The following is a 22,813-nucleotide window of genomic DNA, read 5'->3' as shown; positions in this document are numbered from 1 at the left end:
GTCCAGACTGTCCAGGTGCGGGCGACCGCCACCAGCGGCGCGATGCGCGCCGGCATGCAACAGCTGGGGTTCCAGGCACAGGATTTTACCGTGCAGGTCATCGGCGGAACCGATGCCGTGCGGGCGTTCGCCATACAGGCACCCCAGGCCTTAGGCGCGCTGCAAATGATGTCAGGCGGGGCAGAGGGCGGGGCCAGCAAATTCGCGCGGTTTGCGAGCATATTGGGTGGTCCGGTGGGTGTCGCGATCGGCGTCGCCATCCCCTTGGCTGTCCTGCTGGGAGAGAAATTCTTCGCCGCCGGCAACGATGCTGAGTCCGCTTCAAAGAAGGTCGACACGCTGACGGCGGCGCTCAATCGCCTGGCGAACGCACAGGGCCGCGTGCAGGCCAATGACCTGGGCATGGGCAAGGTTCGGGTGGAGCAACTCCGCGGCCAGTTGCAGACACTCGATCAGGAAATTGCGAACAGCACGGGCACGCGGGCGGCGCAGCAACGCCGCCGCCAGTTGGAAAGGCAGCGCGCGGGACTTGCGAGCGAACTCGGGTCGGCAGAGGCGACCGTTGCTGGCGCACAGATGGCATGGGACAACCGGATCAAACTAGACGCACTAGGCCAGCAGGATCGCGCTGCCGCTGCGGCGGGCCGGTCGGCGGCGAGCGCGGCGCGGAAGGCAGACAGGGAGCGCGAGCGCGAAGCCGAGAGGCTTGCCCGCGAAGAAGCGCAGCGCGCGCAGCGGGTCAGGACCGAGAATAATGGATGGCTCAACCAACAGGATATCGGAGGCGGCGCACGATCCGCCCTCAATGCCGATGGAGAGAAACTCGCCGATCGCCAGCGCCTGATCCGGTCGATGAACGACGATATCAGCGCGGGTACAGCCCTGCTCAATGTCGAATGGGAGATGCGCGGCAAGTCGCGGCGGGAGATCGAGGCGGCGGTCGAGCTCAAGCGCTATGAGATCGACCTGCAGCAGCAGGGCATTGACCTTGCCAGCGCGGAAGGCCAGCAGCTGGTGGCGCGCAAGGCGAGCCAGATTGGCTTCAACCAGGCGCTGGACCAGAGCATCGACAAGATGACGGCTATGCAGGACATCGGCGCGAACCTGGCCAACACGCTGCTCAATCCGGCGACCTGGACCAGCTGGAAGAATGTCGGGATGAGCGCGATCAACGAGGTAACGTCGGCGCTCTGGAAGCTGGCGATCGTCAACCCGATCCAGAACCAGCTGACCGGCGGATCGCTGCCCACCATCGGCAGCCTGTTCGGATTGCTGGGCAAGAAGAGCGTGCCCGGCAGTGCCATTGGCCATGCGTATACGCCCGCCGGCGCGATGCTGGTGGGCGAGAATGGCCCGGAGATCGTGAACATGCCGCGCGGTGCGAAGGTGGTGACCGCCAGCGACACGCGGCGCGCGATGGCGGGGGGCGGCGCGGCGGAGGTTACGGTGCGCGTGATCAAGGGCGATATGTTCGACGTGGAGGTTACGCAGATCAGCGGCGCGCAGATCGCGCAGGCGGCACCCGTCATCGCGGCCGGCGCCAGCAGCGGCGCGCAGCGCGCCGTCTACCGTCGCAATTCGCGGCGGCTGGCATGATCGTCTGGTCGAGCGTGGGAGCGGTGGCGAGCGTCACCCCGACCTTTGTCGACAATGGCGGCACGATTCGCGGCGCGACCAATGCCGCCGGCTTGCGCGTCGATCGGCTGGGATCGCATTATCGCGCGGCCATCACGATCGGCATCGGGACGGCCAATGGTCGCGCCGCCCTGATCAGTGATCTGGTCCGCGCTAAGCAGGAGGGCCTGCGCCTGCCCTATCCGCTGATGGGCGTGGACCAGGGCGCGCCGGGCACGCCGGTCATGGACGGTGCCAACCAGGCGGGACGGGTCATCAATCTGCGCGGCCTGACGCCAGGCTATGTCGCGGCCAAGGGTTATTGGCTGTCGATCGTGGACGCGGCCGGGCAGCATTATCTGCACAATGTTCATGTCGGAGGCGCGGTGGCGGGCGATGGCAAGGTGACGATCACGTTGGCCGAACATTTGCGCGTGCCCTTTGCTAATGGGGCGACCGTGAAGCTGGCGACGCCAATGATCGAGGGCGAGATCAGCGGGAATGAGCAAAGCTGGCAATTGCAGCGGGGCAATCGCGTGATCGGCATCGGCTTCACGATCGAGGAGATGGGGTGATGACTGACATTGCATTATCGACGCCTGCGCCTCAAGCTACGGGCATGGATGACGCCACGCGGGCCTATCTTGAGCGAGACTATCGACTGGAAAGTGAGGAAGCTGCCGAGCGCCTCCGCTTTTCGGTCAGCTTCGCGCAAAGCGGCTTGCAGGCCCTGACGCTGATCAACGGCGGCGCCCTGGTCGCGCTGTTCACTTTCGTGGGCGCGGCCGGGTCGATCCGGTTCAGCATCGCCATGCTGTGGTGGTCTTTCGCCTGTTTCGCGGCTGGACTGACGTGCAACATCCTTGCCTATCTGTTCGCGCATCTGTCGCAGGATCAATTCTATATTGCAGCGCAAGGCGGCGCATGGGATGCGCAGGAACGGCTGAACGGTGTGCAGCCTAACCGCGACCATATGCCCCATCTTCGGTGGGGCGATCGTTATCGTATGGGCGGCGTGGCCTTCGCCTTATTGGCGCTGATCGGTTTCGTCGCCGGCGCGGGCTTCGCACTTAGCAGCGTCATCTCCGCCTGAATTTCGACCATATGAAACCCATCGTGCGGCGCTGCCGCATGTTTGCTGTGGGAGTTTGCCCTTGGACCGCATCCGCCTTGCCGGCCTGCTGAAGCTGGAATTGCGCGACGGGCGCGTCATTCGGCTGTGCGATGGCGGCTTCGTGCCATGGGGCAGCGAAATCTACCGGGTCAACGATACGCAGTTCGGCATCATCGGGTCGATCGACAGTTTCGAGGAAGGCGTGGGCGACGAGGTGCCGGCCTTTTCCATCACCTTCCTGCCTGCCAGCACGGCCGCTGCCGTAGATCTGGCTGCGCCGGGGATGCAGGGGTCGCGCCTGCGGCTGTGGATCGCGGAAATCAACGACCTGACCGGACAGATCATCGGCACGCCGGATCAGCAGTTTGACGGGATGCTGGATCAGGTGCGGCTGGTCACCGGACGCGCCAAGCGGGAATTGCCGATGACCTTCGTTCCGCGCGGCGAGCGGTTCTTCAATTCCAATGACGGCAACACGCTGTCGAGCGCGTTCCACAAGTCGGTCTATCCCGGCGAACTGGGCGAGGACAATGCCACCGGCCTCACCAGCGCGGTCGCCTGGGGCGTGGAGGCGCAGCCGGGCAGCAATGGCGGGCGGGCGGCGTCCATCTACCCCGCATCGGGCTGGTCCAACATCATCAACAATCCGCCGTTCCGTGAAGTCTGACCTGCCGCGCCGCGCGGCGGCGACCCGCAAGACGCTCGACAAATATCGGGCCAAGCCGTTCGACTGGAGGAAGCGGGCGACCTGCATCCATCTGGCGCGGACCCATCTGCGCAACATGGGCCACAAGCCGCCGGCGATACCGGACTTTCGATCGCCCGTGGGCGCGCGTACGGCGCTGGCGGGCACGGGTCATGCGGACCTGGCCGGCCTGCTCGACAGCCTGTTGCCCCGGATCGGTGCGGCGGAAATCCTGGTCGGCGACCTGGTGCTGATCCCGGGCGATGACCTGTTCGACTGCATCTGCGTGTCGGCCGGCGGCAAGCTGCTGGGATGGCACCCGGATGATCCGAGCGGGATCAAGCCGCTGCATGTCGTCGGCGAGATATTGGGGGCGTGGCGTGTCTAAAGCCTTGAGGACGGTGGCCGTCATCGCCGGTGCGGTCGCGCTGACCGTGGCGACGGCCGGTGCTGGCGCGGCGCTGCTCGCTCCAGCTGGCCTTGCCGGAACTGCGGGTGTCGCTGGTGTTTCGGCGGCGACACTATCGACGGTCGCGACCATCGCCTCCGTGGCATCAACCGTCGCGTCGATCGGCGCGCAAATGACGGCGAAAAAACCGCCGGCGCGCGGCACGATCAACCAGGTCATCATCGCCGCCGAGCCGATCGCGCCCTGCATCCTGGGCCGCACCTATTCCGGCGGCGTGCTGCGCCACGATGTCGGCTATGGCGCGAAGCTGAAGAAGGTGCCGAACCCCTATCGGGGCATGGTGATCGAATATAGCGTGGCGGGGCCGTGCGACGGCTTGGAGGGCATGTATCTCGACTATGCCCCCGTGCCTTTCTCCGGCGATGCGGCCACGGGCTATTATTCGGGCTTTCTCTATCGCAGCGTGCGCACCGGTTTGTGGAGCGAAACCGCGCTGACCCCGCACTGGAGCGGGATGCCGAACTGGACCAGCGCGCACAAGCTGTCGTCGAAGGCGGCGATCCTGTGGAACGCGAAGTTCGATCGGGATGGCAAGCGTTTCGCTTCCGGTTTCCCGGCATCAGGCGCGGTGTGGCGCGGGGTCATGGGCTATGATGCGCGGCAGGATAGCACATTTCCCGGCGGATCAGGGCCGCAGCGTATCAATGATCAAGCGACCTGGACCTATAGCGAAGATCCGGGCGTACAGGCGATATCCTATGTGTTGGGGCGGATTCGCTACGACATGATGATGTTTGGCGTCGGTTTGCCGCTGGATGCCATCATCGTCGAGGATTTCGTGGCACTGTCCAATATCTGCCAGGCCAATGGCTGGAAGGTGGGTGGCGTCATCTATGAGCCCGGCGATCGCTGGGCCAATCTGAAGCGCATCCTGGAGGCTGGAGCGGCCGAGCCGATGTGGCGCGGCGGCCGGCTGGGCGTGCGTTTCAACGCGCCGCGCGTATCGATTTACACACTGACCGAAGATGATCTGGCCGACCCGGACGTCGACGTGACCGCGATGCAGCCATGGGGCGCGCGGATGAACGGTATCCGCCCCAAATATCGGTCGGAAGCCAATAAATGGGAATATGTCCAGTCCGACCTGGTGTCGATCGCCAGCTATGTCACCGAAGATGGCGAGCAGAAGGTCGAGGAAGTGCAATGGGACTTGGTCCAGGACAAGGATCAGGTCGCGCAGCTGGCCGCCTACCGCCTGCTCAACGCCCGCGAGCTGGCCCCGATCAGAGTGCCCTGCAAGCCGCATATGCGCCATTTCGGTCCCGGCGACATGCTGACACTGGACCTGCCCGAGCATGGACTGGGCGGCGTGGACGCGGTGATCATCAAGCGCGAGCTGGACCCGGCCTCCATGGTCGTCACCTTCACGATGATGTCCGAAAGCGCGGGCAAGCATGATTTCGCGCTCGGCCGCACCGGCACCGCGCCGCCGACCCCGGCGCTGACGACAGGGGAAGAGCGTGACGAGGTGTCCGACGGCGTCGATCGCGGCGCAGACGGCTTTTCGATCGCGCCGTCCAGCTGGGTGCGGGCGATCAGCTGCACCTATGCCGGTGTGCCGAAATCGGGGCAGTTTCCATTGTCGGCGACCTATTATGTGTATCAGGGGTCGGAGGATATCAGCGAAGATCCGCTGACCACCTATAGCCTGACCACCAGCAACTGCGTGGCGGCACTGGGCGGCGCGAACAATCGCGTGCTGACGATCAGTTCGATCGCCGCCGATCGCGCCACCGCGCAGGTGACGATCCGCTATGACGGCACCGCGATCGGCGTCGCCAATGTCAGCCTGACCAAGGTGCGGGATGGCGGATCGGTGAACAGCGCGACGGATACGACGCTGTCGATCAACAACAGTGCCACCTATGGCCCGGTCAATGGCGGGCCGCTCGGCCTGGCCGTCGGGCCGGACGGGCTGATCACCGCGCAGGTAAACCTGCCCTATTCGGCGTCGGTCGGCAGCGCGAAGCTGGCGGGCAAGATCCAGTATCGCACGACGCCGGGCAGCGGCAGCTGGACCGATCTGGCGGCCGAGGTGCAGGACGATTATGGCGCCACGGTCGGCGAGCCATCCGTCCTGTCGATCGACCAGTCCATTGCCGGTCCGGCCAGCGCAACGACGTGGGAGTTCCAGCTGCTGACGCGTCGATATTTGGGCGCAGGCACGCTGACGGTCGATGCTGATGCCGCCATGACGATCGGTTGGAACTGATGAGCAATCGCCCGACGCACCGCCTGAAAGCCGACGGATCACTGGTATTTCCGGAGGGCTATGCCGCCGCCGATATCGAGGTGCTTCCCGCCGGCTATTATGAGGCGATCGACCTGGCGGCGGCCGAAGCGAGCCTGATCGCCCGCATCGATCGCAAGCGGGAACAGATGCGGTCGGCGGTGATGACGCAGGGCGTGGGACAATCCTACGCCTATGCGCAGAAGGCGGCCGAGGTACGCGATTATCGCAATACGCTCGGCAGCGTGATCGCTGCCCTGACGACAGCGCAGCGCACGAACCGCTTCCCCTTCGCCATGGCGGAGGTAGCCGCGACCGGCGACCCCCTTGCCACGGTGATCGGCCGGATCGAAGCGGGCATGACCGCATCCTGCACCCGCATAGCCGCCGTCGAGGCGGCCGCCGTGCTCGCCAAGCGTCGCATCCGTGCGGCGACCACTGCCGCGGCAAAACAGACCGCCTTCGACACCGCCACCTGGCCTGCCTGACACCCTAAAAAGCCGAGGACAATCCATGACGATGTTCCGCACCGTTTCCGGGGCGCTGACGATCTATGCCGGTGATCCGCGCCCGGTCCATTTTCCCTTCTTCGACGCGGCCGGCGCGCCGCAGTCGCTGTCGGGGCGCAGATTCGTCTTCGCGGTGCGGCGGGACATATTGACGCAGGCGATCTTCGACCCGATCCCGATGATCCTGTCGGGTGATGGTTATTATGTGACCGCGCCGATCACGGCCGATCAGGCGACGGCAATCTATGAGGCAGGCGTCGGCTATCCGATCGTCTATGACGTCATCGAGACGACGGCCGGCGCGTCGACCACGCGCTGGACGGGCAGGATCTCGGCGCAGCCCAGCACGGCGTTGCCCAGCGATGCCCCGCCCCGGTGGATCGACCTGCCCGTGGCCGAACTGGTATCCGACGGACCGGTCGTCCGCGTCAGTGAGCGCGGCGCGGCCGGTCCTGGCGTCGAGCAGCGGCTGAAGGACCTGGGCGATATTACCGAGGCCGACCCTGCGCTGATGCGCGACAAGATCCGCGAATGGGGCGGTGAAGGTGGCGCGCCCTTTGCGGAGGCGGCGGATGCCGCGGCTCAAGCGGCGGTCGCGGCGCGGCATCAGGCGGAGAACCTGGTCGAACCGGTGCAGGACATCGTAGATAACGGAGCGAGTGCGATTGCCATCGACGGCAACGGCCAGTCCCTCTCTCCCAGTGCCATTCTCACAGGTGCGCAGGCGGTCCTGCCGATCCATTTCAAATCGAGCAATATCTACCGCACCAAACGGGCGCTAATTGCCGCGCATATTGCTGGTGATTCGCTGATTGATGACGGCCCGCGGCTGACAGCTGCGATATTCGATGCGCTCAAGAAGGGTCGCGACATAATCGTCACCGAGCCTATCTGGTGCAACACCGGGGCTGTCGTCACCGCCGAGGGGACTCTGCTCAAAATCATCGGCATGGGCGAGGGCAGCATTATCGGTGGTCCCGGCGTTGTCGGTCCTATCGTCAAAGCATCCAACATCGCGGATGTGGGAGAAACCTTCGCCCGCTCAATCGACGCCATCGTGAACAATATCAGGTTTGACGCTCGCTTCGTGCCCGGTGGCAACCTCACCAGCGCCGACTGCCTCAATCTTAATGGTTTTCGACTCACCCACATCGACCAGTGCGACTTTTATGCGGCGGACCATTTTTATGGCAGCGACAAGGGAGATGCTGGTGCGGGCCTTCGTGGCCACCGCGTGGTTGTTTCGCGCTCCAATTTCTGGGGATTTCTGGACGCCGGCCTTTACCTGACCGCGAACCCGGATGGCTCGCTGGATAACACCAGCGCTCTGTTTTTCGGAAATAACTTTTATGGGTGTCGCGGTGGGTGGGCTGCAAAGCGGGCCTTTGAATATATCCGGTCGGTAGGCGACTATTTCGATAACTGCTTCAATTCCTTCTCGACGGCACCGGCGTCATCCTCCAACCCGGTGACCGGCTTCACCAACGCGGCGCGTAAAGTCTCGGTCAAGGGTGCGCAGATCGACAATCCGATTTCGTCGGCCATTGATCTTCGCCGCGCTTATGACAGCCATGTCGATGCCGTTATTTCGGGCACAATTGGGCGCTATCCTGATGGCACGTCGCCAGCAGAGGTAAATATCGTCAAGCTGCTCGGCACCAGTCGTTCGCGGATTGATTTCGTAATCGACAACGAAGATCCGAGCATTGTTGCGGCAACGACCGCCGTGCGGATCGAGCGAACGGTCAACGAAGACACCGGCCTGGATGAAGGCGCTACGGATAATGTCATCAACGGCACCGTCAGGCGGGTGAATACCGGCCTGATCGAAGGCTCGCTGTGCGACAGGAACGAAGTCACATTGAAAATGATCGGCGTGCCCGATCTGGGCACCACAACTGGCGCGCTGACCCGCTATGGTTTTAGCCGGGATGGCGTGCCATGGGACCGCGCCCGCTATCGCCGTGCGCCGCGCAAACTGTTCGACTATTATCATGCGACCGCCAATGACAGCGGATGGACCGGCGAAGATAGCTGGCTGGGCGGCCAGATTTACGAAACCGACGACGCCAGCGGCGCAACAGGTGAGCGCGTGCGTATCGGTGCACGGGCGACGGGATCAAGTGGCTCCGCAGTCGCCGCATCCATGCAGGTGGATGGCGCGGTCATTCTCGACGCGCGTTCAGATCAGGTGAAGTGCCAGAAGGCGCTTGTTATCCCAGCGCTCGCATCGGCTGATGTTCCTACTCCTGCCGCCAATTCGTTTGCTCTGTTTTTCGAAGGCGGGATCCTGAAGTCGAAGAACAGCACCGGCGCTGTGGCAGCGGTATGACCCTCGCCGCCCTCCAGCCCTGCTACCTCACCGGGCAGATGAGCGAAGCGCAGGCGCACGCCCACGCGCGGGAGAATGACCTGTTCGGGGCATGGCTGCGGCGGCTTTCTCAAAGCCGGCGAAGATGAACACACAACAGGGAGCATCGGCGATGACGCCATGGATCGAGGCGGCGTTCGCCAAATATGCGTGGATATGGATCGGACTGACATTCGGGCTGGCGGCGAAATATGCGCTGCTGATCAAGAAGGGCGTGAAGGTGCGGCCGTCGCTGTTGATGGCCGACATCCTGCTGCTGCCGATGGTCGGGCTGATCGCCTACTGGCTGGTGACGCAGTTCGGCGTCAGCGGCGAAGCGGCCGCGCTGGTGTCGGCTGGAGCGACGATCGGCGCGGAGCGTGTCGTCAAGCTCTATACCGAACGCTTCATGCGACAGGTCGAGGCGATCACGCTGCGCGACCTGTCGCGTGAGGTGACCGAAAGCAAGGGCGAACTGCGAAACGCGGTGCAGACCGAATTAAGCGCCAAGCGGCTGGCGGGCCAACCCGAAGACTGAGGCGTCGCCCGCCCTAATTCTAAAAATGCGAGGAACTTATGACCATCATTTCTGATGACGCTTTCGTGCGCCTGTTTCAGGGGCGGTTCGGCCTGAAACGGGACGGCATAGCCGGGGCTGTGACGATCGGCCATCTGGGGGTGAAAGCGCCCCGTCGCCTGCCCGTCGATGACGACGCCTTCGTCCGTCTGTTCCAGGGCAAGCATGGCCTGAAGGTCGACGGCTGGGCGGGGCGTGGCACGATCGCGATGCTTGACAGCCTCAAGCCGCCGGTGCTCGATCCCATCGACGCGGCCGGCATCCCGGAGAGCTACTGGCCGATGCTCTCCCGGATCGAGAGCAGCGACAAGCCCTACGCACAGGCGACCACGTCCAGCGCATCCGGCCTGTATCAGTTCATCCGGTCGACATGGGTCGGCGAAGGCGGCACATGGGGGCCGACCCTGCGACCGGCATTTGGCGGCCTCAAGCCATCGCCGGCGGAGCAGCTGGCGCGGGCGCGGACCTTCACCGCAAAGAACGCCGCCTATCTGCGTTCGCGCGGTGTGCCGATCAATCGGGCGACGCTCTACGCCGCGCATTTCCTGGGCGCGGTCACGGCCGGGTCGATCCTGGCGGCCGGCAAGGAACAGCGCGCGGACCTGATCGCCGGGAAGGCGGCGACGGCTGCGAACCCATCGATCCTGAAAGACAAGACGGTCGGGGGTTTCATCGACTGGCTGACATCGAGAACGGGCGAGGTGGCGAAGTGAACGCGCTTTCGTCGACGCTGCGCGGCTCGGCTGATGGCGGCATTTTGTTCATGTGCCCCGGCTGCAAAACCGTCCACGGCATCAAGGTGGGCGAAGGTGCTGGGCCGCGCTGGGGCTATAACGGCAACCCGGACGCGCCGACATTCACGCCGTCGATCCTGGTAACCACGGGTCGCGCCGTGGACCCGAACTTCAAGCCCGAGCCTGGCGATCCGCCGGAGGTATGCCACTCCTTCGTCACCGATGGGCGCATCCAGTTTCTAACCGATAGTAGCCATGCGCTCGCGGGTCAGACGGTTCCTCTACCGCCATTCAGCTGGGGCGAGGAATGAGGGCCGCGCTCAGGCTGGCGGCGCTATTGATGCTCACCGCCTGCCAGTCCATGCCGGCTGTCAGTTGCGAGAACGCGGATCGGGTGCGCATGGCGGCGGCTCTGGCGCTGCGCGCGCTCGATCGCGTGTGCCCGCTACAGCAAGCCGAAGCGTTGAGCGATATTTACTAGGAGGGTGATGCCGGTCAAGGCGGCAAGGGCCATGATAATCCTGTCGCGCCATGCCGAATGGGGCGGGTCAGGATCGCGATCGGACCATTCGTTGAGCATGATGCCGGCATACCCCGGATATAGCTTTGTTGACAGAGGCCGCTGAGCGCGCCAGCACGAACCCTTTCTCGCTGCGATCGGCGCCTTGGCATCAAAAAGCTGGTGACCGCACGGATCAACATTGGTTCAGAAACGTCGGATCGACAGACCCGAGGCGCCGTTTCAGATGATTCTCCCTGTCTGAAAACAAGATACAAATACTCCAACGAAGAGGCAGATTGCGCCGTCCTCCCCCATCTTGCTATTCGCGACGTCTCATATCGCGCTGCAACAAAGGATTGCATTGTTCGCGGCTGCCGTCCTAACGTGAGCGGGCGAAACGACGACTGGGGGTATGACGAGGTGGGTGAAACACGAGCTGACGCTACCGCACATAGCGATGCAAAGCAGATTTCGGCCGAAGAAACGCAGGGATCAAAAGAAAAGACATCTCATGGCAAAGCAAACCCGGGCGCGAGAGCAATTCGCCTGCCATCATCTGAGCCAGAGTCGCCGTTAAAAAACCTTAAGGATTTATATGCAGCACCTGCTTGGCGGGGATGCATTGACACTTTTGATAACTGGGATATCCGCGGGTGGGCATTATCAACCGACAACGTCATGGGGTCAGTTGGACTGGATATTTTCCTGTGCGGAATACATGTTACGTCGACCACGACGAGATATAATCGTCCAGATATTGACAAGATAGTAGGCTTGCCAATCAGGGCTGGCTTTCGGATTAACGCATCAGCGATAAGCACTGAGGCCGCCGCAAATATCTTCACTCAGCTTAAGAAGATTGCGGATACCCCCCAAATTATCGGCGATATACTGACGATTAAAATCGCAGATACTGACATTATTTTGCCCTTCACCGGCAAACTGCTCGCTGAGAAAATAGAGGTTTCTAAAATATTGCCTGTACTTGACGCTATCATTGCGTCACAGGTACGTAACGAATATATCAGCGTTAGAGATCAGTTGATCTCTTTGCCTGTTCCAGAAGAGGATGATACTAGCGAAGTTAAGCCAATCGCTTTTTATCTTCCCCAATTTCACCCATTCCCGGAAAATGACGAATGGTGGGGTGAAGGATTCACCGAATGGACGAATGTCGTTGGGGCAAAGCCTTTCTTTCCGACACATCATCAGCCCCATATTCCGGCAGACTTTGGCTATTATGATCTCCGAGTCGAAGACGTCCAGCAAAAGCAAATCGATTTAGCAAAGCGATACGGCATCAAGGGATTCTGCTATTATTACTACTGGTTCTCCGGTAAAAAGCTAATGACAATGCCAATTGATAGGCATGTTGAAAAAAATTTAGATTTGGACTTTTGTTTGTGTTGGGCCAACGAGAACTGGTCTCGGCGCTGGGATGGCTCGGAATCTGACGTCTTAATAGCGCAACGGCATGTCGAAGAAGATGACGTAGAATTTATCAATTCTTGTATCGAATATTTTAAGTCGGATAAGTATATAACCGTTGATGGAGCACCGCTTCTGTTGGTGTATCGCATATCGTTATTGCAAAACCCCGAGGCTACTGTTGCCCGTTGGCGCAAGATTGTGAAATCACACGGCTTTCCTGATCTTCACGTCAGTATGGTAGAAAGCTTCGGCCTCACTGACCCAAATGCCTATGGCTGCGATAGCAGCTGTCAATTCCCACCTCATGGCGTGGTAGCGCCGGAAGTTAACCACAAAATCAAAGATCTTGACCCCGCGTATCGCGGAAAGATCTATGACTATAAGGAGGTTGTGCGGTCAGAGATAGCCCGGCCAGCGGCAGAGTATATCCAGTTTAGGTGCGCGATGCCATCCTGGGATAATACGAGCCGGAAGGGTAAAGACGGCAACGTCTTCGCGCATTCGTCCCCTGAGCTTTTTGAGGCTTGGATGAGTTACCTCTGCGCGCAAGCGCGAGTGAATCTGCCTTCATCCTCACGGTTTGTGTTTATCAATGCTTGGAATGAATGGGCGGAGGGCGCGCATCTTGAGCCGGATGCAAAGAATGCTCACGCTTTTCTCAATTCCGTACGAAGATCTTTGTCGCATGATAGAGGCCTAGTTGCATCGCTCGATTCACTCCCCGACGACGAGGAGATAGGCGCGGTGACTGTTGGAGATATCAAATCTCTGGTTCAAAAACTCGCGAATGCAAATCAGCAATTGCAAGGATTAATAAGGAACCATGGTGGTTCAGTTGCTGATCGAGCATCACCGTTTGTAGCCGTAGATAAATCATGGTTTGAGGTCGAGACCATTACGGCGGGGGATCGTGTATGGTTGGACAACATCAATGGCCGACCTGGGCATGACACAAAGATCGAGTTCTTTTCCCGTCAGCAAACTCTGACGCTGCGCGGATGGATACACAGCCCCGCTATGCTATTGAGTCCTTCGCTACCGGTATTTGTGAGTCTTTCGCCGACTGATCGATCTGGCTTTAGTTATTTTGCAAAAATCTATGACCGAGAAAGGCGGGAGGACATCATCAACTCTCTGAACCTCTCAGAGAGTTCGGTGTGGTGCGGATTTTCGATCAAGGCAGCATTGAATGGCGTAGAGCCAGGGCGTTACAGCCTTCAGTTTTTGCTTTCGAAAGCTGGTGATATCAAAGACCTTGTGCCAGTTCCCACTTATATCGAACTGGTTGTGTCATGACCTATAATTGCGCAGGGTGGACCGACAGCGAGCAGCCTCTCGTAAGCGTGGTTGTCCCAATTTATAATCACGAAGAATTTCTCTATGAGTGCCTAAACTCCGTTCACAGTCAGGATTACGACAATATCGAACTGATCGTCATTGATGACAGTTCTACAGACGGGAGCTTCGCTTTTGCGTCGAAGCTCCTGCGTACACCCTATGGTCAGCGCTTCAATAGAGTGTATGTTTCGCGCAACGCCAAAAATCGAGGCGCACACGCCACCATCAATGAGGGTATATCAAAGGCAAAAGGGGAATTGATCACAGTCATCAATTCCGACGACCAATTTCTTCCCGGGCGTATCACAAGCATTGTAAACGCGATGCGAGAGAAGCGGTCTGATGTAGGGTTTAGTCTGGTTGATGTGGTCGACGAAGGGAACGGTACGTTTACGGCAGAAGACTTAGCGCCGTTTGCTCATTTCAAAATTCGACAGTTGTTAAATATAAATAGAGATATCACGACCGGATTTGGCTTGCTACGCCAAAACTTAGCTGTGTCCACCGGAAATATTGTGTTCAGTAAAAACATATATGATGAAATTGGCGGATTCCTGCCGCTAAAATATTGTCACGATTGGGACTTCGTACTTCAGTCTCTATTTTATTGTGAACCGGCGGTCGTTTTGCAGCCGTTATATAGCTATCGTCTTCACCCGCAAAACTCCTTCAAAGGCTTGAGCCATATGGCGGAGGTAGAAACCGAAGTTGTAATGCGCAGATTTTTTCGCCGTGTCATAGATCGCGAGCCGCTGAATTCGCTCTGCCCAAGCCCATCCAAATGGCCGGGATATTTCGAGACATTTGTGGGCCAAAAAGGCATGTCTCGATTTTATGATCGCGAAATGGGGCGTGGTTTAAAAAGCTGGCGGATTTACGACCGAGACGTGGCCTAAACCCTCTGACGTGCAGCATGATTGAAATTTCATCACTAGGCTAGATTGAGGTAACGATGCAGAATTTTTTTGTGGCCGGAATGCCCAGGACGGGTTCGACCCTACTGGCGACGACACTCGATCAGCACCCTGGCATCAAGATGCTTGGTGAACTGTTTCACCCCGTCGCCCGTGAGCGATCCGGTCCCCACGCGATCGTAAGGAGCGACGGGAGCACTCGATTTTTTGATCCCAATGCGGAGGACGGAATCGAATTTTTGAGAAACGAGGTATGGCCTACACCAGCGCCGGAGGCGGGCGCTATAGGTTTCAAACTGTTTGGCGACTATCTGAAGGCGCCTACTACAGAGCGCCTTTTCATGCGCATTTTTGAAGCATTCCCTGATACTAAATTGGTTACCATTTGGCGGAACAATTTGCTCGATTGCCTTATATCTCGCCAGGTTGCCCGAGCATCCGGAAAATGGATGGAAAGCGCAAAGGCGAGGCGCTCCAATGTGCCTGCAGCTGTTGTTTCAATAGATCCGACCGAAGCGGAAAACTTTTTCAAGGGTTATTCCGATGTCAAAGGTTTCCTTGACAGCTTATCCAAGCAGGTTCCTTCTTTTGCTGTCGACTATGATGAACTCGTGCGGGATTTTCCTGGAGTTTCGGCTCGGCTTTTTTCCTTTCTTGAGTTGGAGAAAGTGCCTGTTAAGCAAGCCTTGAAAAAGCAGGCGCAATTTCCGCAATCTCATTACGTGAAAAATTGGAAAGAATTGAAGGAGCACTTTTCTGGTACGGATTACGAAAAGTATTTTATAGATTGATGGTGATAAATTCGGGGTTCTGCTTTTCATAAAAGCAGAGACCTCAAAGTTGCGAGGCGGTCAAATTTGTCGCCTTTGGTAGGATATAACCATCCACCTTCATCAAACTCATTCCAAGCATAAATGAAAACTGCTGGTGTATCCGAATTATTTTGCGCAAATGCCAAGCCTGATTTTATATGATTAGCAAATTCCAATCGGGTTGGTTGCCCAAAGTTGATACCAGGATAATTGCGTCGCGCCTCCCAGAATACCGGGTGCATTTCCCGGGGTGATCTGTCCCAGCCTGTCATTATGGTGGGCGCGTATAGAGCGTCGAACTGCGCTTTTTGCTCCCACGTTTGTTCGGCGCACTCTGCCAGAGCACTGTAACTATTCCCGGACCTTGAGCAGACGATGGAATAATACGCGCTGCCATCGAACGCTTCCATTCCGGTAGGGTCCAAATTTCTCTTAGACGAATACATCGCTAAAACTGTCAAATTCTTCCCAGTTTTTTCCGCTACTGATCGTCGAAAGTCGAGAATATCTCTTGCTAATGACTTAAAATCTCTCTGCAATCCATTAATCATTATGCAGTATATCGGCTTGCCACTGCGACAGCTTTGATATCGAGGATCTTCTATCAATTTCGCATGGTCTAAGCGTAATTCCTTGTTTTGAAATCGACCTGCATCGCAAATAAGCGAAAATTTGATGCGAGAGCTATTGTTGCTTGAAAGATAATATTCAAATGCCCTGCGAAGAGGATGGCCCCTTTCATAGGCGACGAACGCCCAGAAATCTAAACCGGCGTCTGCGGCCATATCGATTTCAGTCTTGATTTCTGACTGGATGTCCTCCGGAAAGCAAATTCGATCACTCTCACATTGGCTTCCGAATGTCGGGATCCTGTCCTTAAATCTTCTTTCGCCTAAACTACGCGACACGGCGGCAGTTTGGGGCGACCCAGGCGTGTACCAAGCATCCCATCTAATAGCGCCTACCGGGATGCGTGGTCTCCGCGCAAAAGGAGTGCTGGGATAAAAGATGAATGGTAGCGAGAAGGCCGCGAGAAAGGAGCGGCGTTTGATCATTTTGAATGCTCCACCATTTTCATGCCAAACTCCCGTTGGCAGGCGAAAGGCCATTGGTCCGCCAATAACAGGACAACGTGACAGATTAGTAGACGGATTGGCTTAGCTTGGCGACAGTCGTGGCGCTGTCTCACGACTGCGCTTTTGCTCGACGAGGTTTACCGAGCCAAATTAGGCTTTTGAAAAACAGCGCTCAAGGTTTCGGCCGTTTTACAAATCATGTCGCGGAAATCTGGGAATGTGTAGAGCTTGGAAGGCTCGTTAGCTAAACGAAATCCGTCCGGGGGCGCTGCGCGCAACCATGCTTAGATCGCTGGTGCTGAAACGGCTCGAATTCATAATGGTCATCCGGCTCTGGGAGTCCAAACTCCTACCGATCATCGCGAGATTTGACGCGCTATAATCTGATCCGTCTAACACGAATCCGCCGCCGCTGCGGCCGATCATGGCGAGTTCTGACGCTGATTTTCCTTTTAGCATTAGTATTCCCTATCTTGTGTCGAGCCATTCATACGACAATAGAGTACACGCGAGCGACTTGAGCAACGCTTAACGATGAAAAAACTTTTATTCCTGCTGAATAGTTAATCTCCCGATGCTTCCGAGCTAACTGAGGGTTTGCGGTAACGGCGCGGTAAACATGTCGGATGTATTCCTTCTGTTCCCTAAATGTACGTGTAACGTTTGCGGATAAATTTTTATAAATCGTTGAAAATGCGTTACTTCACACGCCTTCCAAGCTTGTGATGCGGGTTCGATCCCCGCTACCCGCTCCAGCCATCCCGTACATCGTTTATCCCTCACGCTTGCGCCGGCGGGCCTGAACTGCCGCGTTCGATCAGGGTGAAGCGGAATTCGGGTGTGTCGCGTGCGTCTTGCGCCAGCGCGTCGATGACGGTGCGGCCCATTTCCTCCAGCGGCTGGCGCACGGTGGTCAGCGGGGGCCAGGATGTCAGGCTCGCCGACGTATCGTCAAAGCCGGTGACGGACAGGTCTTCGGGCACGCGCAACCCAATCCGGTGCGCCAGCGTCAGCACGCCCAGCGCCATGTCGTCATTGGTGGCGAAGATGGCGGTCGGCGGGTGCGGCAGCGCCAGCAATGCCTCGCCCGCCGCGATCCCCGACGCGAAATCGAACCGGCCGGGCACGAACAGCGCCTCCTCCGCCGCGATGCCCGCCGCCGCCAGCCCTTCGCGAAAGCCATCGACCCGGCGCAGCGCGGCATGGTGGGTCGCGGGCGGGGTGATGACACCGATGCGGCGATGGCCAAGGCTGGTCAGATGATCCGCGACCATCCGGCCCGCCGCCTGTTCGGGCGTGGAGATGGTGAAGCTGGGCGAAGGCCCGGAACCGGCAATGCGCGCGCAGGGCAGCTGCATCTGCGCCAGCCTGTCGAGCAGCGGCTGGTCGTCGGCCAGCGGCGGGACGAGCAGCACGCCATCGGGCCGCAGCGCCGCGACCAGCCGGTCGAGCACGTCGAACCGTTCCTCTCCGCCCGGCGATAGTGGTTCGACCACCAGATGATAGCCCAGGTCCCGGCACCGCCAGGCCGCGCCCATCTGGATGCGGCTGACATAGCCGGGGGCGGGGTTGTTATAAAGGAATGCGATCATGAATGACCGCCCGCCCGCCAGCCGCCGCGCGGACTGGTTGGGGCGATAGCCCAGCTGCGCGATCGCCGCCTGCACCCGGTCCCGCAATACGTCGCTGACATTGGGCGCCTTGTTGACGACGCGGGACACCGTCTTGATCGAGACTTTGGCGAGGGCGGCGACGTCGTGAATGCTGGTCATGGGTCCTGGCTCATGGCGCGGGGAGGCGTTTGTCATGCCCCTTTGTCGTCGCGCTTGGCAAGCCATGGCGCGCTCCCTTATGGTGGCGCGATGGGCACTGTCATCAATCTGCGTCAGGCGCGCAAGCGCAAGGCTCGTGCCGACAAGGCGGCGAACGCGGCCGCCAATCGGGCGCTTCATGGCCGCACGAAGGCCGAACGTTCGGCGCAGGCGGCCCAAGACGAGCGCCAGGATGCCGTGTTGAGGGGCGCATTTCGCGAGTCGCCTCAAGAAAAAGATCAGTAATAATCGCTGTAGGATGAATAATCGTTCAGCGAAGGTGAGATGTCCTGGCCTTCATGCGATGAACATCCGTTCATAATGATCGCTTCGCCTTATCGTCCTTTCGGTTCGTCCTTGATGCGGCCAGTTCATGCAAAGATTCGGACCAGTCGATGGTTGATGATCCACTATGACTGGACATATTCGCACCATCCGCCCCGCCAGGGCCGCGATCGCCGCTGTTCTGGCCTTTACCGCAACGCCTCTGCTGGCGCAGGACATCGTGCCGCCCGCTGTTGCGCCCTCGGCCGCGCCGGAGGCGAGCGTCGTCAGTCCGCCGGCAATGACCCCGGCACAGGTCGCGCCGGCCGCGGCGACGCCGGGAAGCACGATGCCAGGAAGCACTATGCCTGCAACCCCGGTGTTTCAGCCGAGCGCGCCTGTCGTGCAGTCGACCGCCCCGGTTGAACAGCGCATCGCCGAGGCACGTGCCGCTGCCGAGGCGGAGCAGGCAAGCAGCCGCGCTACGGATCAGGCGAACCGCCCATCCGCGCGTCAGGAAAGTACTCGCCGGGCTGCCCCCACGCCCGAATCCACGGCAATGGACGCGCCGGCCGCGCCAGTGATGTCGCCCGCCGCCGCGACGGCGGCGCCGACTCCGCCAGCCCCATCCACGACGGATCGCGCCCCGGCAGATATGCCGGCTGCCGCCGCCACCGCGCCATCGATGGCCGCTGAAGCCCCGGCAGAAGCCGCGCGCACGGATCAGGCGCTTCTGTGGGCCATGGGTGGCGGCGCGCTGCTGCTGATGGGCCTGGGTGGCGCGATGGTGATGCGCCGCCGCCGCCCCGTTGCGGAGGACGGAGTTGTTACGCCAACCTATGCCACCGCTGCGGCAATGCCTGAGCCCGCGCCTGCTATGGTCGGTCCGGCGCGGAAGACGCCCGTAGAGCATGCGCCCGCCAGCCGGCCCGCGATCGGTGCGCGTCCGGCGATGGCCCCGGCGATGGTGATGCCACAGGACGCGACGCTCGACGCCATGGTCGCCGCGCCCCCCAGCCCGGAAAATCCCTTTACGACCCGGACCAAGCGCACCCGACGCGCCCGTTTCCTGCTGGCCCAGCGTGAAGCGGCGGCCCGCACGCCCGATGCGCCGCAAACAGTACATGCCGAACCGGTTGCACCACACGGCCCGGCGACGCAGGATCGCAGCCAGATGGTCTATCGCTTCGACAAGGATGGTCCGCGTAGCGGCTTCCTGAAACCGCGTACACGCTGATCGGCTGGCCCCCGCCACGCAATCAAGAAAGGCAATGAAGGCCGGGCCATGCGCTCGGCCTTTTTGCGATCCCGGCCCCGCCAGTCCGGTTGCGCTTTTTCGGCGTGACTGATACCGGGCGCGCGCACGCCTTTACGCGCCGTTTCCATCAGAAAGAGTCGCCGCTCCATGACCGAAAAGATCAATCGCATCGTCCTCGCCTTTTCCGGCGGCCTAGACACCAGCGTGATTTTGAAATGGTTGCAGCAGACCTATGGCTGCGAGGTCGTGACCTTCACCGCCGATTTGGGACAGGGGGAAGAACTGGAGCCCGCCCGCGCCAAGGCGCAACTGATGGGCGTCAAGCAAGAGCATATCTTCATTGACGACCTGCGCGAAGAATTTGTGAAGGACTATGTCTTTCCGATGATGCGCTCCAACGCGCTTTATGAGGGGCTGTACCTGCTCGGCACGTCGATCGCCCGGCCGCTGATCGCCAAGCGGCAGATCGAAATCGCGAAACAAGTGGGCGCGGACGCGGTGAGCCATGGCGCGACCGGCAAGGGCAACGACCAGGTTCGCTTCGAACTGGGCTATTACGCGCTGTCGCCGGACATCAAGGTGATCGCCCCCTGGCGCGAATGGGATTTGACCAGCCGCACGAAGCTCATCGAGTTCGCCGAAAAGCATCAGATCCCCATTCCCCGCGACAAGCGCGGCGAAAGCCCCTTTTCGACCGACGCGAACATGCTGCACACCTCTTCGGAAGGCAAAGTGCTGGAAGATCCGTGGGAAGAAACCCCGGACTATGTCTATTCGCGCACCGTGAACCCGGAAGATGCACCGGACGCACCGGAATATATCACGATCGACTTCGAACGCGGCGATGGTGTTGCGATCAACGGCGTGGGCATGTCGCCTGCGACCCTTCTCGAAACATTGAACGACTATGGCCGCAAACATGGTATCGGTCGCCTCGACCTCGTCGAGAACCGCTTCGTCGGCATGAAGTCGCGCGGCATGTATGAAACGCCCGGCGGCACCATCTATCATCTCGCCCATCGCGGGATCGAGCAGCTGACGCTCGACCGGGGCGCTGCGCATCTGAAGGACGAACTCGCGCCGCGTTACGCCGAACTCATCTATAACGGTTTCTGGTTCAGCCCGGAGCGTGAGATGCTCCAGGCCGCGATCGACCACAGCCAGGAAAAGGTGACGGGCACCGTCCGGCTCAAGCTCTACAAGGGCGGCGTCCATGTCGTCGGGCGTAAATCGCCTTATTCGCTCTACAGCGAAAAGGTCGTGACGTTCGAGGATGACGCTGGCGCCTATGATCAGCGCGATGCGGCCGGCTTCATCAAGCTGAACGCCCTGCGGCTTCGTCTGCTCGGACGGCGCGACCGCTGATCGCACCGGGGGGGGGCGGGCGCAGCCGCCAGAGCCGCCCACCCCCGTCGTCGTCGCGCAGGCGGGGACCCGCCTTGCCCCTTGGCCATTCCTGCGAAAGGACGTCTTCGCTATCCATGCGGACACCCTCTGCCTGATACATTTCGCGACAAATTCGGCGGTGGACTGACAAAGTTGCGGGACAACTGGTTTCCATAAGGGTCATCAAGGACGCGGCACCGGCCTCGTTCGGATGAACCAAGCCAAGGAAACAAATATGCTTCGCCAATTTTTCACCACCGTCGCGGTTGGATCCCTGTTCGTCGGGGGCCTTGCCGCCACCCATGTCGCTTTCGCCCAACCCGGCGCAGACGGCCCCCGTGGCCCGCGCGGCGGCATGATGATGCAGGCCGACGCGAACAAGGATGGCAAGATCAGCAAGGCGGAACTCACGGCCGCGCTCGACGCGCGCTTTGCCAGGATGGACGTCGACAAGGACGGCCAGCTGACGTCCAAGGATCGTGACCTAAAGCGCCAGCAGCGCATGGACGAACGCTTCGCCCGGCTCGACACCGACAAGAATGGCCAGCTCAGCAAAGCCGAACTCGCCGCCGGTCAGCAGGCCCGCGCCGACAAGCGTGCTGAAATGGGCAAGGGCGAAGGCGGCCGTCACATGGGCAAGCGCCATCATCGCGGCCCCGGCAAGGGCATGATGCACGGCGCGCGCGGCGGCTTTGCCGACGCGAATAAGGACGGCACGATCACCAAGGCCGAATTTACCGCTGGCGCGATGGCCATGTTCGATCGGGCTGACAGCAACAAGGATGGCTATGTCACCGCCGACGAAATGAAGGCCGGCCGTCAGGCGATGCGCGCTGCGTGGAAGGACCGCAAGGCGTCCGCTCAGAACTGAGCCGCGTGACTGACGGCGGCACGACGCACGGGGTTTCCTCTCCCTCGGCCCCGCGCACCGACCGTCCGGCCTTCATCGGAAGGGCGGGGGCCTGGCCTTCGCCCTTCCAACCATGAACAACCCATGACAGACAGGCATGATGAGCGACCGTCCCCACCTCCTGCTCGTCGATGACGAGCGTTCGATCCGCGAACCGCTGGCGCAATATCTGTCCCGAAACGGCTTTCGCGTGACCGCCGTCGACAGCGCCGCGGAGGCGCGGGTGCGGCTCAACGCCAACGCCATCGACCTCGTGATCCTCGACATCATGATGCCGGGCGAGGACGGCCTGTCGCTCTGCCGCCATATCCGCGAGACGAGCGAGATCCCGGTCATCCTGCTCACCGCGAAATCGGAGGAGACGGATCGCATCGTCGGCCTGGAAATGGGCGCGGACGATTATGTGCTCAAACCCTTTTCGCCGCGCGAACTGGTCGCCCGCATCAAGGTGATCTTTCGCCGTGTCGCCAGCGGCGGCCAGCGCGTCACCGCACCCGATGGCGCGACCTATGCCTTTGCCGGCTGGCTGCTCAAATCGCAGGAACGCACGCTGGTCGACAGCGAAGGCGTGTCGCTGCCGCTGTCCACCGCCGAATATAATCTGATGTTGGCCTTTGCCACGCGCCCCAATCAGGTGCTGAGCCGCGACCAGCTGCTCGACATCACCCAGGGGCGGGAGGCCAACGCCTTCGACCGCGCGATCGACAATCAGATCAGCCGCCTGCGCAAGAAGATCGAACCTGACCCCAAGAACCCGACGCTCATCAAGACCGTCTGGGGCGGCGGCTACACGCTGTCGGCCGAAGTGCGCAAATTGTGACGCGCTGGG

Annotated in this window: 23 protein-coding genes and 1 tRNA gene; 22 read left to right on the top strand and 2 right to left on the bottom strand. The window is 60.3% G+C overall.

Annotated features, from left to right (window positions below; genetic code table 11):
* The 16 genes from LL253_RS17510 to LL253_RS17440 all read left to right on the top strand — a co-directional run.
* Nucleotides 1-1,596: hypothetical protein (locus tag LL253_RS17510; protein ID WP_407696125.1), on the top strand; the 1,596-nt coding region annotated here is incomplete at its 5' end.
* Nucleotides 1,593-2,189: a hypothetical protein gene (locus LL253_RS17505; protein ID WP_228227972.1), complete on the top strand. Its 597-nt coding sequence runs from the start codon at nucleotides 1,593-1,595 to the stop codon at nucleotides 2,187-2,189. The genes LL253_RS17510 and LL253_RS17505, both read left to right, overlap by 4 nt.
* Nucleotides 2,189-2,707: a hypothetical protein gene (locus LL253_RS17500; protein ID WP_228227971.1), complete on the top strand. Its 519-nt coding sequence runs from the start codon at nucleotides 2,189-2,191 to the stop codon at nucleotides 2,705-2,707. Before LL253_RS17505 ends, LL253_RS17500 begins: the two co-directional genes overlap by 1 nt.
* 61 nt (nucleotides 2,708-2,768) lie before the next feature.
* Nucleotides 2,769-3,395 carry a hypothetical protein gene (locus LL253_RS17495; protein WP_228227970.1) on the top strand — a complete coding sequence of 209 codons (627 nt, stop codon included), beginning with the start codon at nucleotides 2,769-2,771 and terminating at the stop codon, nucleotides 3,393-3,395.
* On the top strand, nucleotides 3,385-3,801 hold the full coding sequence (locus LL253_RS17490) for a DUF6950 family protein (protein ID WP_228227969.1): 417 nt from the start codon (nucleotides 3,385-3,387) through the stop codon (nucleotides 3,799-3,801). Before LL253_RS17495 ends, LL253_RS17490 begins: the two co-directional genes overlap by 11 nt.
* Nucleotides 3,794-6,094 carry a phage tail protein gene (locus LL253_RS19960; protein ID WP_228227968.1) on the top strand — a complete coding sequence of 767 codons (2,301 nt, stop codon included), beginning with the start codon at nucleotides 3,794-3,796 and terminating at the stop codon, nucleotides 6,092-6,094. Before LL253_RS17490 ends, LL253_RS19960 begins: the two co-directional genes overlap by 8 nt.
* On the top strand, nucleotides 6,094-6,600 hold the full coding sequence (locus tag LL253_RS17480) for a hypothetical protein (protein WP_228227967.1): 507 nt from the start codon (nucleotides 6,094-6,096) through the stop codon (nucleotides 6,598-6,600). The genes LL253_RS19960 and LL253_RS17480 overlap by 1 nt, the downstream gene beginning before the upstream one ends.
* A 25-nt stretch (nucleotides 6,601-6,625) precedes the next feature.
* A complete protein-coding gene (locus LL253_RS17475; RefSeq protein ID WP_228227966.1) occupies nucleotides 6,626-8,953 on the top strand; it encodes a hypothetical protein in 2,328 nt (775 codons plus the stop codon).
* Entirely contained in the window at nucleotides 8,950-9,081 is a 132-nt protein-coding gene (locus LL253_RS19865; RefSeq protein ID WP_266101059.1) for a hypothetical protein, read from the top strand. The genes LL253_RS17475 and LL253_RS19865 overlap by 4 nt, the downstream gene beginning before the upstream one ends.
* 23 nt (nucleotides 9,082-9,104) lie before the next feature.
* A complete protein-coding gene (locus tag LL253_RS17470) occupies nucleotides 9,105-9,509 on the top strand; it encodes a hypothetical protein (protein WP_228227965.1) in 405 nt (134 codons plus the stop codon).
* Between the two features lie 38 nt (nucleotides 9,510-9,547).
* On the top strand, nucleotides 9,548-10,261 hold the full coding sequence (locus tag LL253_RS17465; RefSeq protein WP_228227964.1) for a lysozyme family protein: 714 nt from the start codon (nucleotides 9,548-9,550) through the stop codon (nucleotides 10,259-10,261).
* Entirely contained in the window at nucleotides 10,258-10,593 is a 336-nt protein-coding gene (locus LL253_RS17460; RefSeq protein ID WP_228227963.1) for a DUF6527 family protein, read from the top strand. Before LL253_RS17465 ends, LL253_RS17460 begins: the two co-directional genes overlap by 4 nt.
* Nucleotides 10,590-10,763: a hypothetical protein gene (locus tag LL253_RS17455; protein WP_228227962.1), complete on the top strand. Its 174-nt coding sequence runs from the start codon at nucleotides 10,590-10,592 to the stop codon at nucleotides 10,761-10,763. The genes LL253_RS17460 and LL253_RS17455 overlap by 4 nt, the downstream gene beginning before the upstream one ends.
* Before the next feature lie 201 nt (nucleotides 10,764-10,964).
* Nucleotides 10,965-13,511 (top strand): glycosyltransferase WbsX family protein, encoded by a 2,547-nt coding sequence (locus LL253_RS17450; protein ID WP_228227961.1) that lies wholly within the window; start codon nucleotides 10,965-10,967, stop codon nucleotides 13,509-13,511.
* Complete coding sequence (locus LL253_RS17445) at nucleotides 13,508-14,449, top strand: glycosyltransferase family 2 protein (protein WP_228227960.1); 942 nt, start codon at nucleotides 13,508-13,510, stop codon at nucleotides 14,447-14,449. The genes LL253_RS17450 and LL253_RS17445 overlap by 4 nt, the downstream gene beginning before the upstream one ends.
* A 56-nt stretch (nucleotides 14,450-14,505) precedes the next feature.
* Nucleotides 14,506-15,258: a sulfotransferase family protein gene (locus LL253_RS17440; RefSeq protein ID WP_228227959.1), complete on the top strand. Its 753-nt coding sequence runs from the start codon at nucleotides 14,506-14,508 to the stop codon at nucleotides 15,256-15,258.
* 26 nt (nucleotides 15,259-15,284) lie between these two features.
* On the opposite strand, the gene LL253_RS17435 is transcribed toward LL253_RS17440, so the two are convergent.
* Nucleotides 15,285-16,388, bottom strand: a complete 1,104-nt coding sequence (locus tag LL253_RS17435) for a glycoside hydrolase family 99-like domain-containing protein (protein WP_228227958.1) — start codon at nucleotides 16,386-16,388, stop codon at nucleotides 15,285-15,287.
* 632 nt (nucleotides 16,389-17,020) lie between these two features.
* On the opposite strand from LL253_RS17435, the gene LL253_RS17430 reads away from it, so the two are divergent.
* A tRNA-Gly gene (locus tag LL253_RS17430) sits at nucleotides 17,021-17,110 on the top strand.
* A 24-nt stretch (nucleotides 17,111-17,134) separates the two neighbouring features.
* On the opposite strand, the gene LL253_RS17425 is transcribed toward LL253_RS17430, so the two are convergent.
* Nucleotides 17,135-18,127 (bottom strand): LacI family DNA-binding transcriptional regulator, encoded by a 993-nt coding sequence (locus tag LL253_RS17425; RefSeq protein ID WP_228227957.1) that lies wholly within the window; start codon nucleotides 18,125-18,127, stop codon nucleotides 17,135-17,137.
* Between the two features lie 90 nt (nucleotides 18,128-18,217).
* On the opposite strand from LL253_RS17425, the gene LL253_RS17420 reads away from it, so the two are divergent.
* The 5 genes from LL253_RS17420 to LL253_RS17400 all read left to right on the top strand — a co-directional run bounded on the left by LL253_RS17420 (nucleotide 18,218) and on the right by LL253_RS17400 (nucleotide 22,804).
* Nucleotides 18,218-18,412: a DUF4169 family protein gene (locus LL253_RS17420; protein ID WP_228227956.1), complete on the top strand. Its 195-nt coding sequence runs from the start codon at nucleotides 18,218-18,220 to the stop codon at nucleotides 18,410-18,412.
* Between the two features lie 166 nt (nucleotides 18,413-18,578).
* Entirely contained in the window at nucleotides 18,579-19,667 is a 1,089-nt protein-coding gene (locus LL253_RS17415) for a hypothetical protein (protein ID WP_228227955.1), read from the top strand.
* A gap of 168 nt (nucleotides 19,668-19,835) precedes the next feature.
* Entirely contained in the window at nucleotides 19,836-21,053 is a 1,218-nt protein-coding gene (locus tag LL253_RS17410; protein ID WP_009820993.1) for an argininosuccinate synthase, read from the top strand.
* A 256-nt stretch (nucleotides 21,054-21,309) separates the two neighbouring features.
* The gene (locus LL253_RS17405) at nucleotides 21,310-21,945 is read left to right on the top strand and encodes an EF-hand domain-containing protein (RefSeq protein WP_228227954.1); all 636 of its coding nucleotides are present in this window, start codon (nucleotides 21,310-21,312) and stop codon (nucleotides 21,943-21,945) included.
* 139 nt (nucleotides 21,946-22,084) lie between these two features.
* Nucleotides 22,085-22,804: a response regulator gene (locus tag LL253_RS17400; protein ID WP_062733281.1), complete on the top strand. Its 720-nt coding sequence runs from the start codon at nucleotides 22,085-22,087 to the stop codon at nucleotides 22,802-22,804.
* Nucleotides 22,805-22,813 lie beyond the last annotated feature (9 nt).

It is taken from the genome of Sphingobium soli, from assembly GCF_020782245.1.
Taxonomy (GTDB): Bacteria; Pseudomonadota; Alphaproteobacteria; order Sphingomonadales; family Sphingomonadaceae; genus Sphingobium; species Sphingobium soli.
The sequence above is the reverse complement of the archived record's forward strand: the minus strand, read 5'-3'. Positions and strand labels throughout refer to the sequence as shown.

Excerpts from the sequence above, each read along its gene's own strand:
- LL253_RS17470 (WP_228227965.1), top strand. The coding sequence starts at position 9,105 with ATGACGCCATGGATCGAGGCGGCGTTCGCCAAATATGCGTGGATATGG.
- LL253_RS17445 (WP_228227960.1), top strand. The coding sequence starts at position 13,508 with ATGACCTATAATTGCGCAGGGTGGACCGACAGCGAGCAGCCTCTCGTA.
- LL253_RS17405 (WP_228227954.1), top strand. The coding sequence starts at position 21,310 with ATGCTTCGCCAATTTTTCACCACCGTCGCGGTTGGATCCCTGTTCGTC.
- LL253_RS17475 (WP_228227966.1), top strand. The coding sequence starts at position 6,626 with ATGACGATGTTCCGCACCGTTTCCGGGGCGCTGACGATCTATGCCGGT.
- LL253_RS17465 (WP_228227964.1), top strand. The coding sequence starts at position 9,548 with ATGACCATCATTTCTGATGACGCTTTCGTGCGCCTGTTTCAGGGGCGG.
- LL253_RS17455 (WP_228227962.1), top strand. The coding sequence starts at position 10,590 with ATGAGGGCCGCGCTCAGGCTGGCGGCGCTATTGATGCTCACCGCCTGC.
- LL253_RS17505 (WP_228227972.1), top strand. The coding sequence starts at position 1,593 with ATGATCGTCTGGTCGAGCGTGGGAGCGGTGGCGAGCGTCACCCCGACC.
- LL253_RS19865 (WP_266101059.1), top strand. The coding sequence starts at position 8,950 with ATGACCCTCGCCGCCCTCCAGCCCTGCTACCTCACCGGGCAGATGAGC.
- LL253_RS17425 (WP_228227957.1), bottom strand. The coding sequence starts at position 18,127 with ATGACCAGCATTCACGACGTCGCCGCCCTCGCCAAAGTCTCGATCAAG.
- LL253_RS17400 (WP_062733281.1), top strand. The coding sequence starts at position 22,085 with ATGAGCGACCGTCCCCACCTCCTGCTCGTCGATGACGAGCGTTCGATC.
- LL253_RS17440 (WP_228227959.1), top strand. The coding sequence starts at position 14,506 with ATGCAGAATTTTTTTGTGGCCGGAATGCCCAGGACGGGTTCGACCCTA.
- LL253_RS17480 (WP_228227967.1), top strand. The coding sequence starts at position 6,094 with ATGAGCAATCGCCCGACGCACCGCCTGAAAGCCGACGGATCACTGGTA.
- LL253_RS17415 (WP_228227955.1), top strand. The coding sequence starts at position 18,579 with ATGACTGGACATATTCGCACCATCCGCCCCGCCAGGGCCGCGATCGCC.
- LL253_RS17500 (WP_228227971.1), top strand. The coding sequence starts at position 2,189 with ATGACTGACATTGCATTATCGACGCCTGCGCCTCAAGCTACGGGCATG.
- LL253_RS17420 (WP_228227956.1), top strand. The coding sequence starts at position 18,218 with ATGGGCACTGTCATCAATCTGCGTCAGGCGCGCAAGCGCAAGGCTCGT.
- LL253_RS17435 (WP_228227958.1), bottom strand. The coding sequence starts at position 16,388 with ATGGCCTTTCGCCTGCCAACGGGAGTTTGGCATGAAAATGGTGGAGCA.
- LL253_RS17410 (WP_009820993.1), top strand. The coding sequence starts at position 19,836 with ATGACCGAAAAGATCAATCGCATCGTCCTCGCCTTTTCCGGCGGCCTA.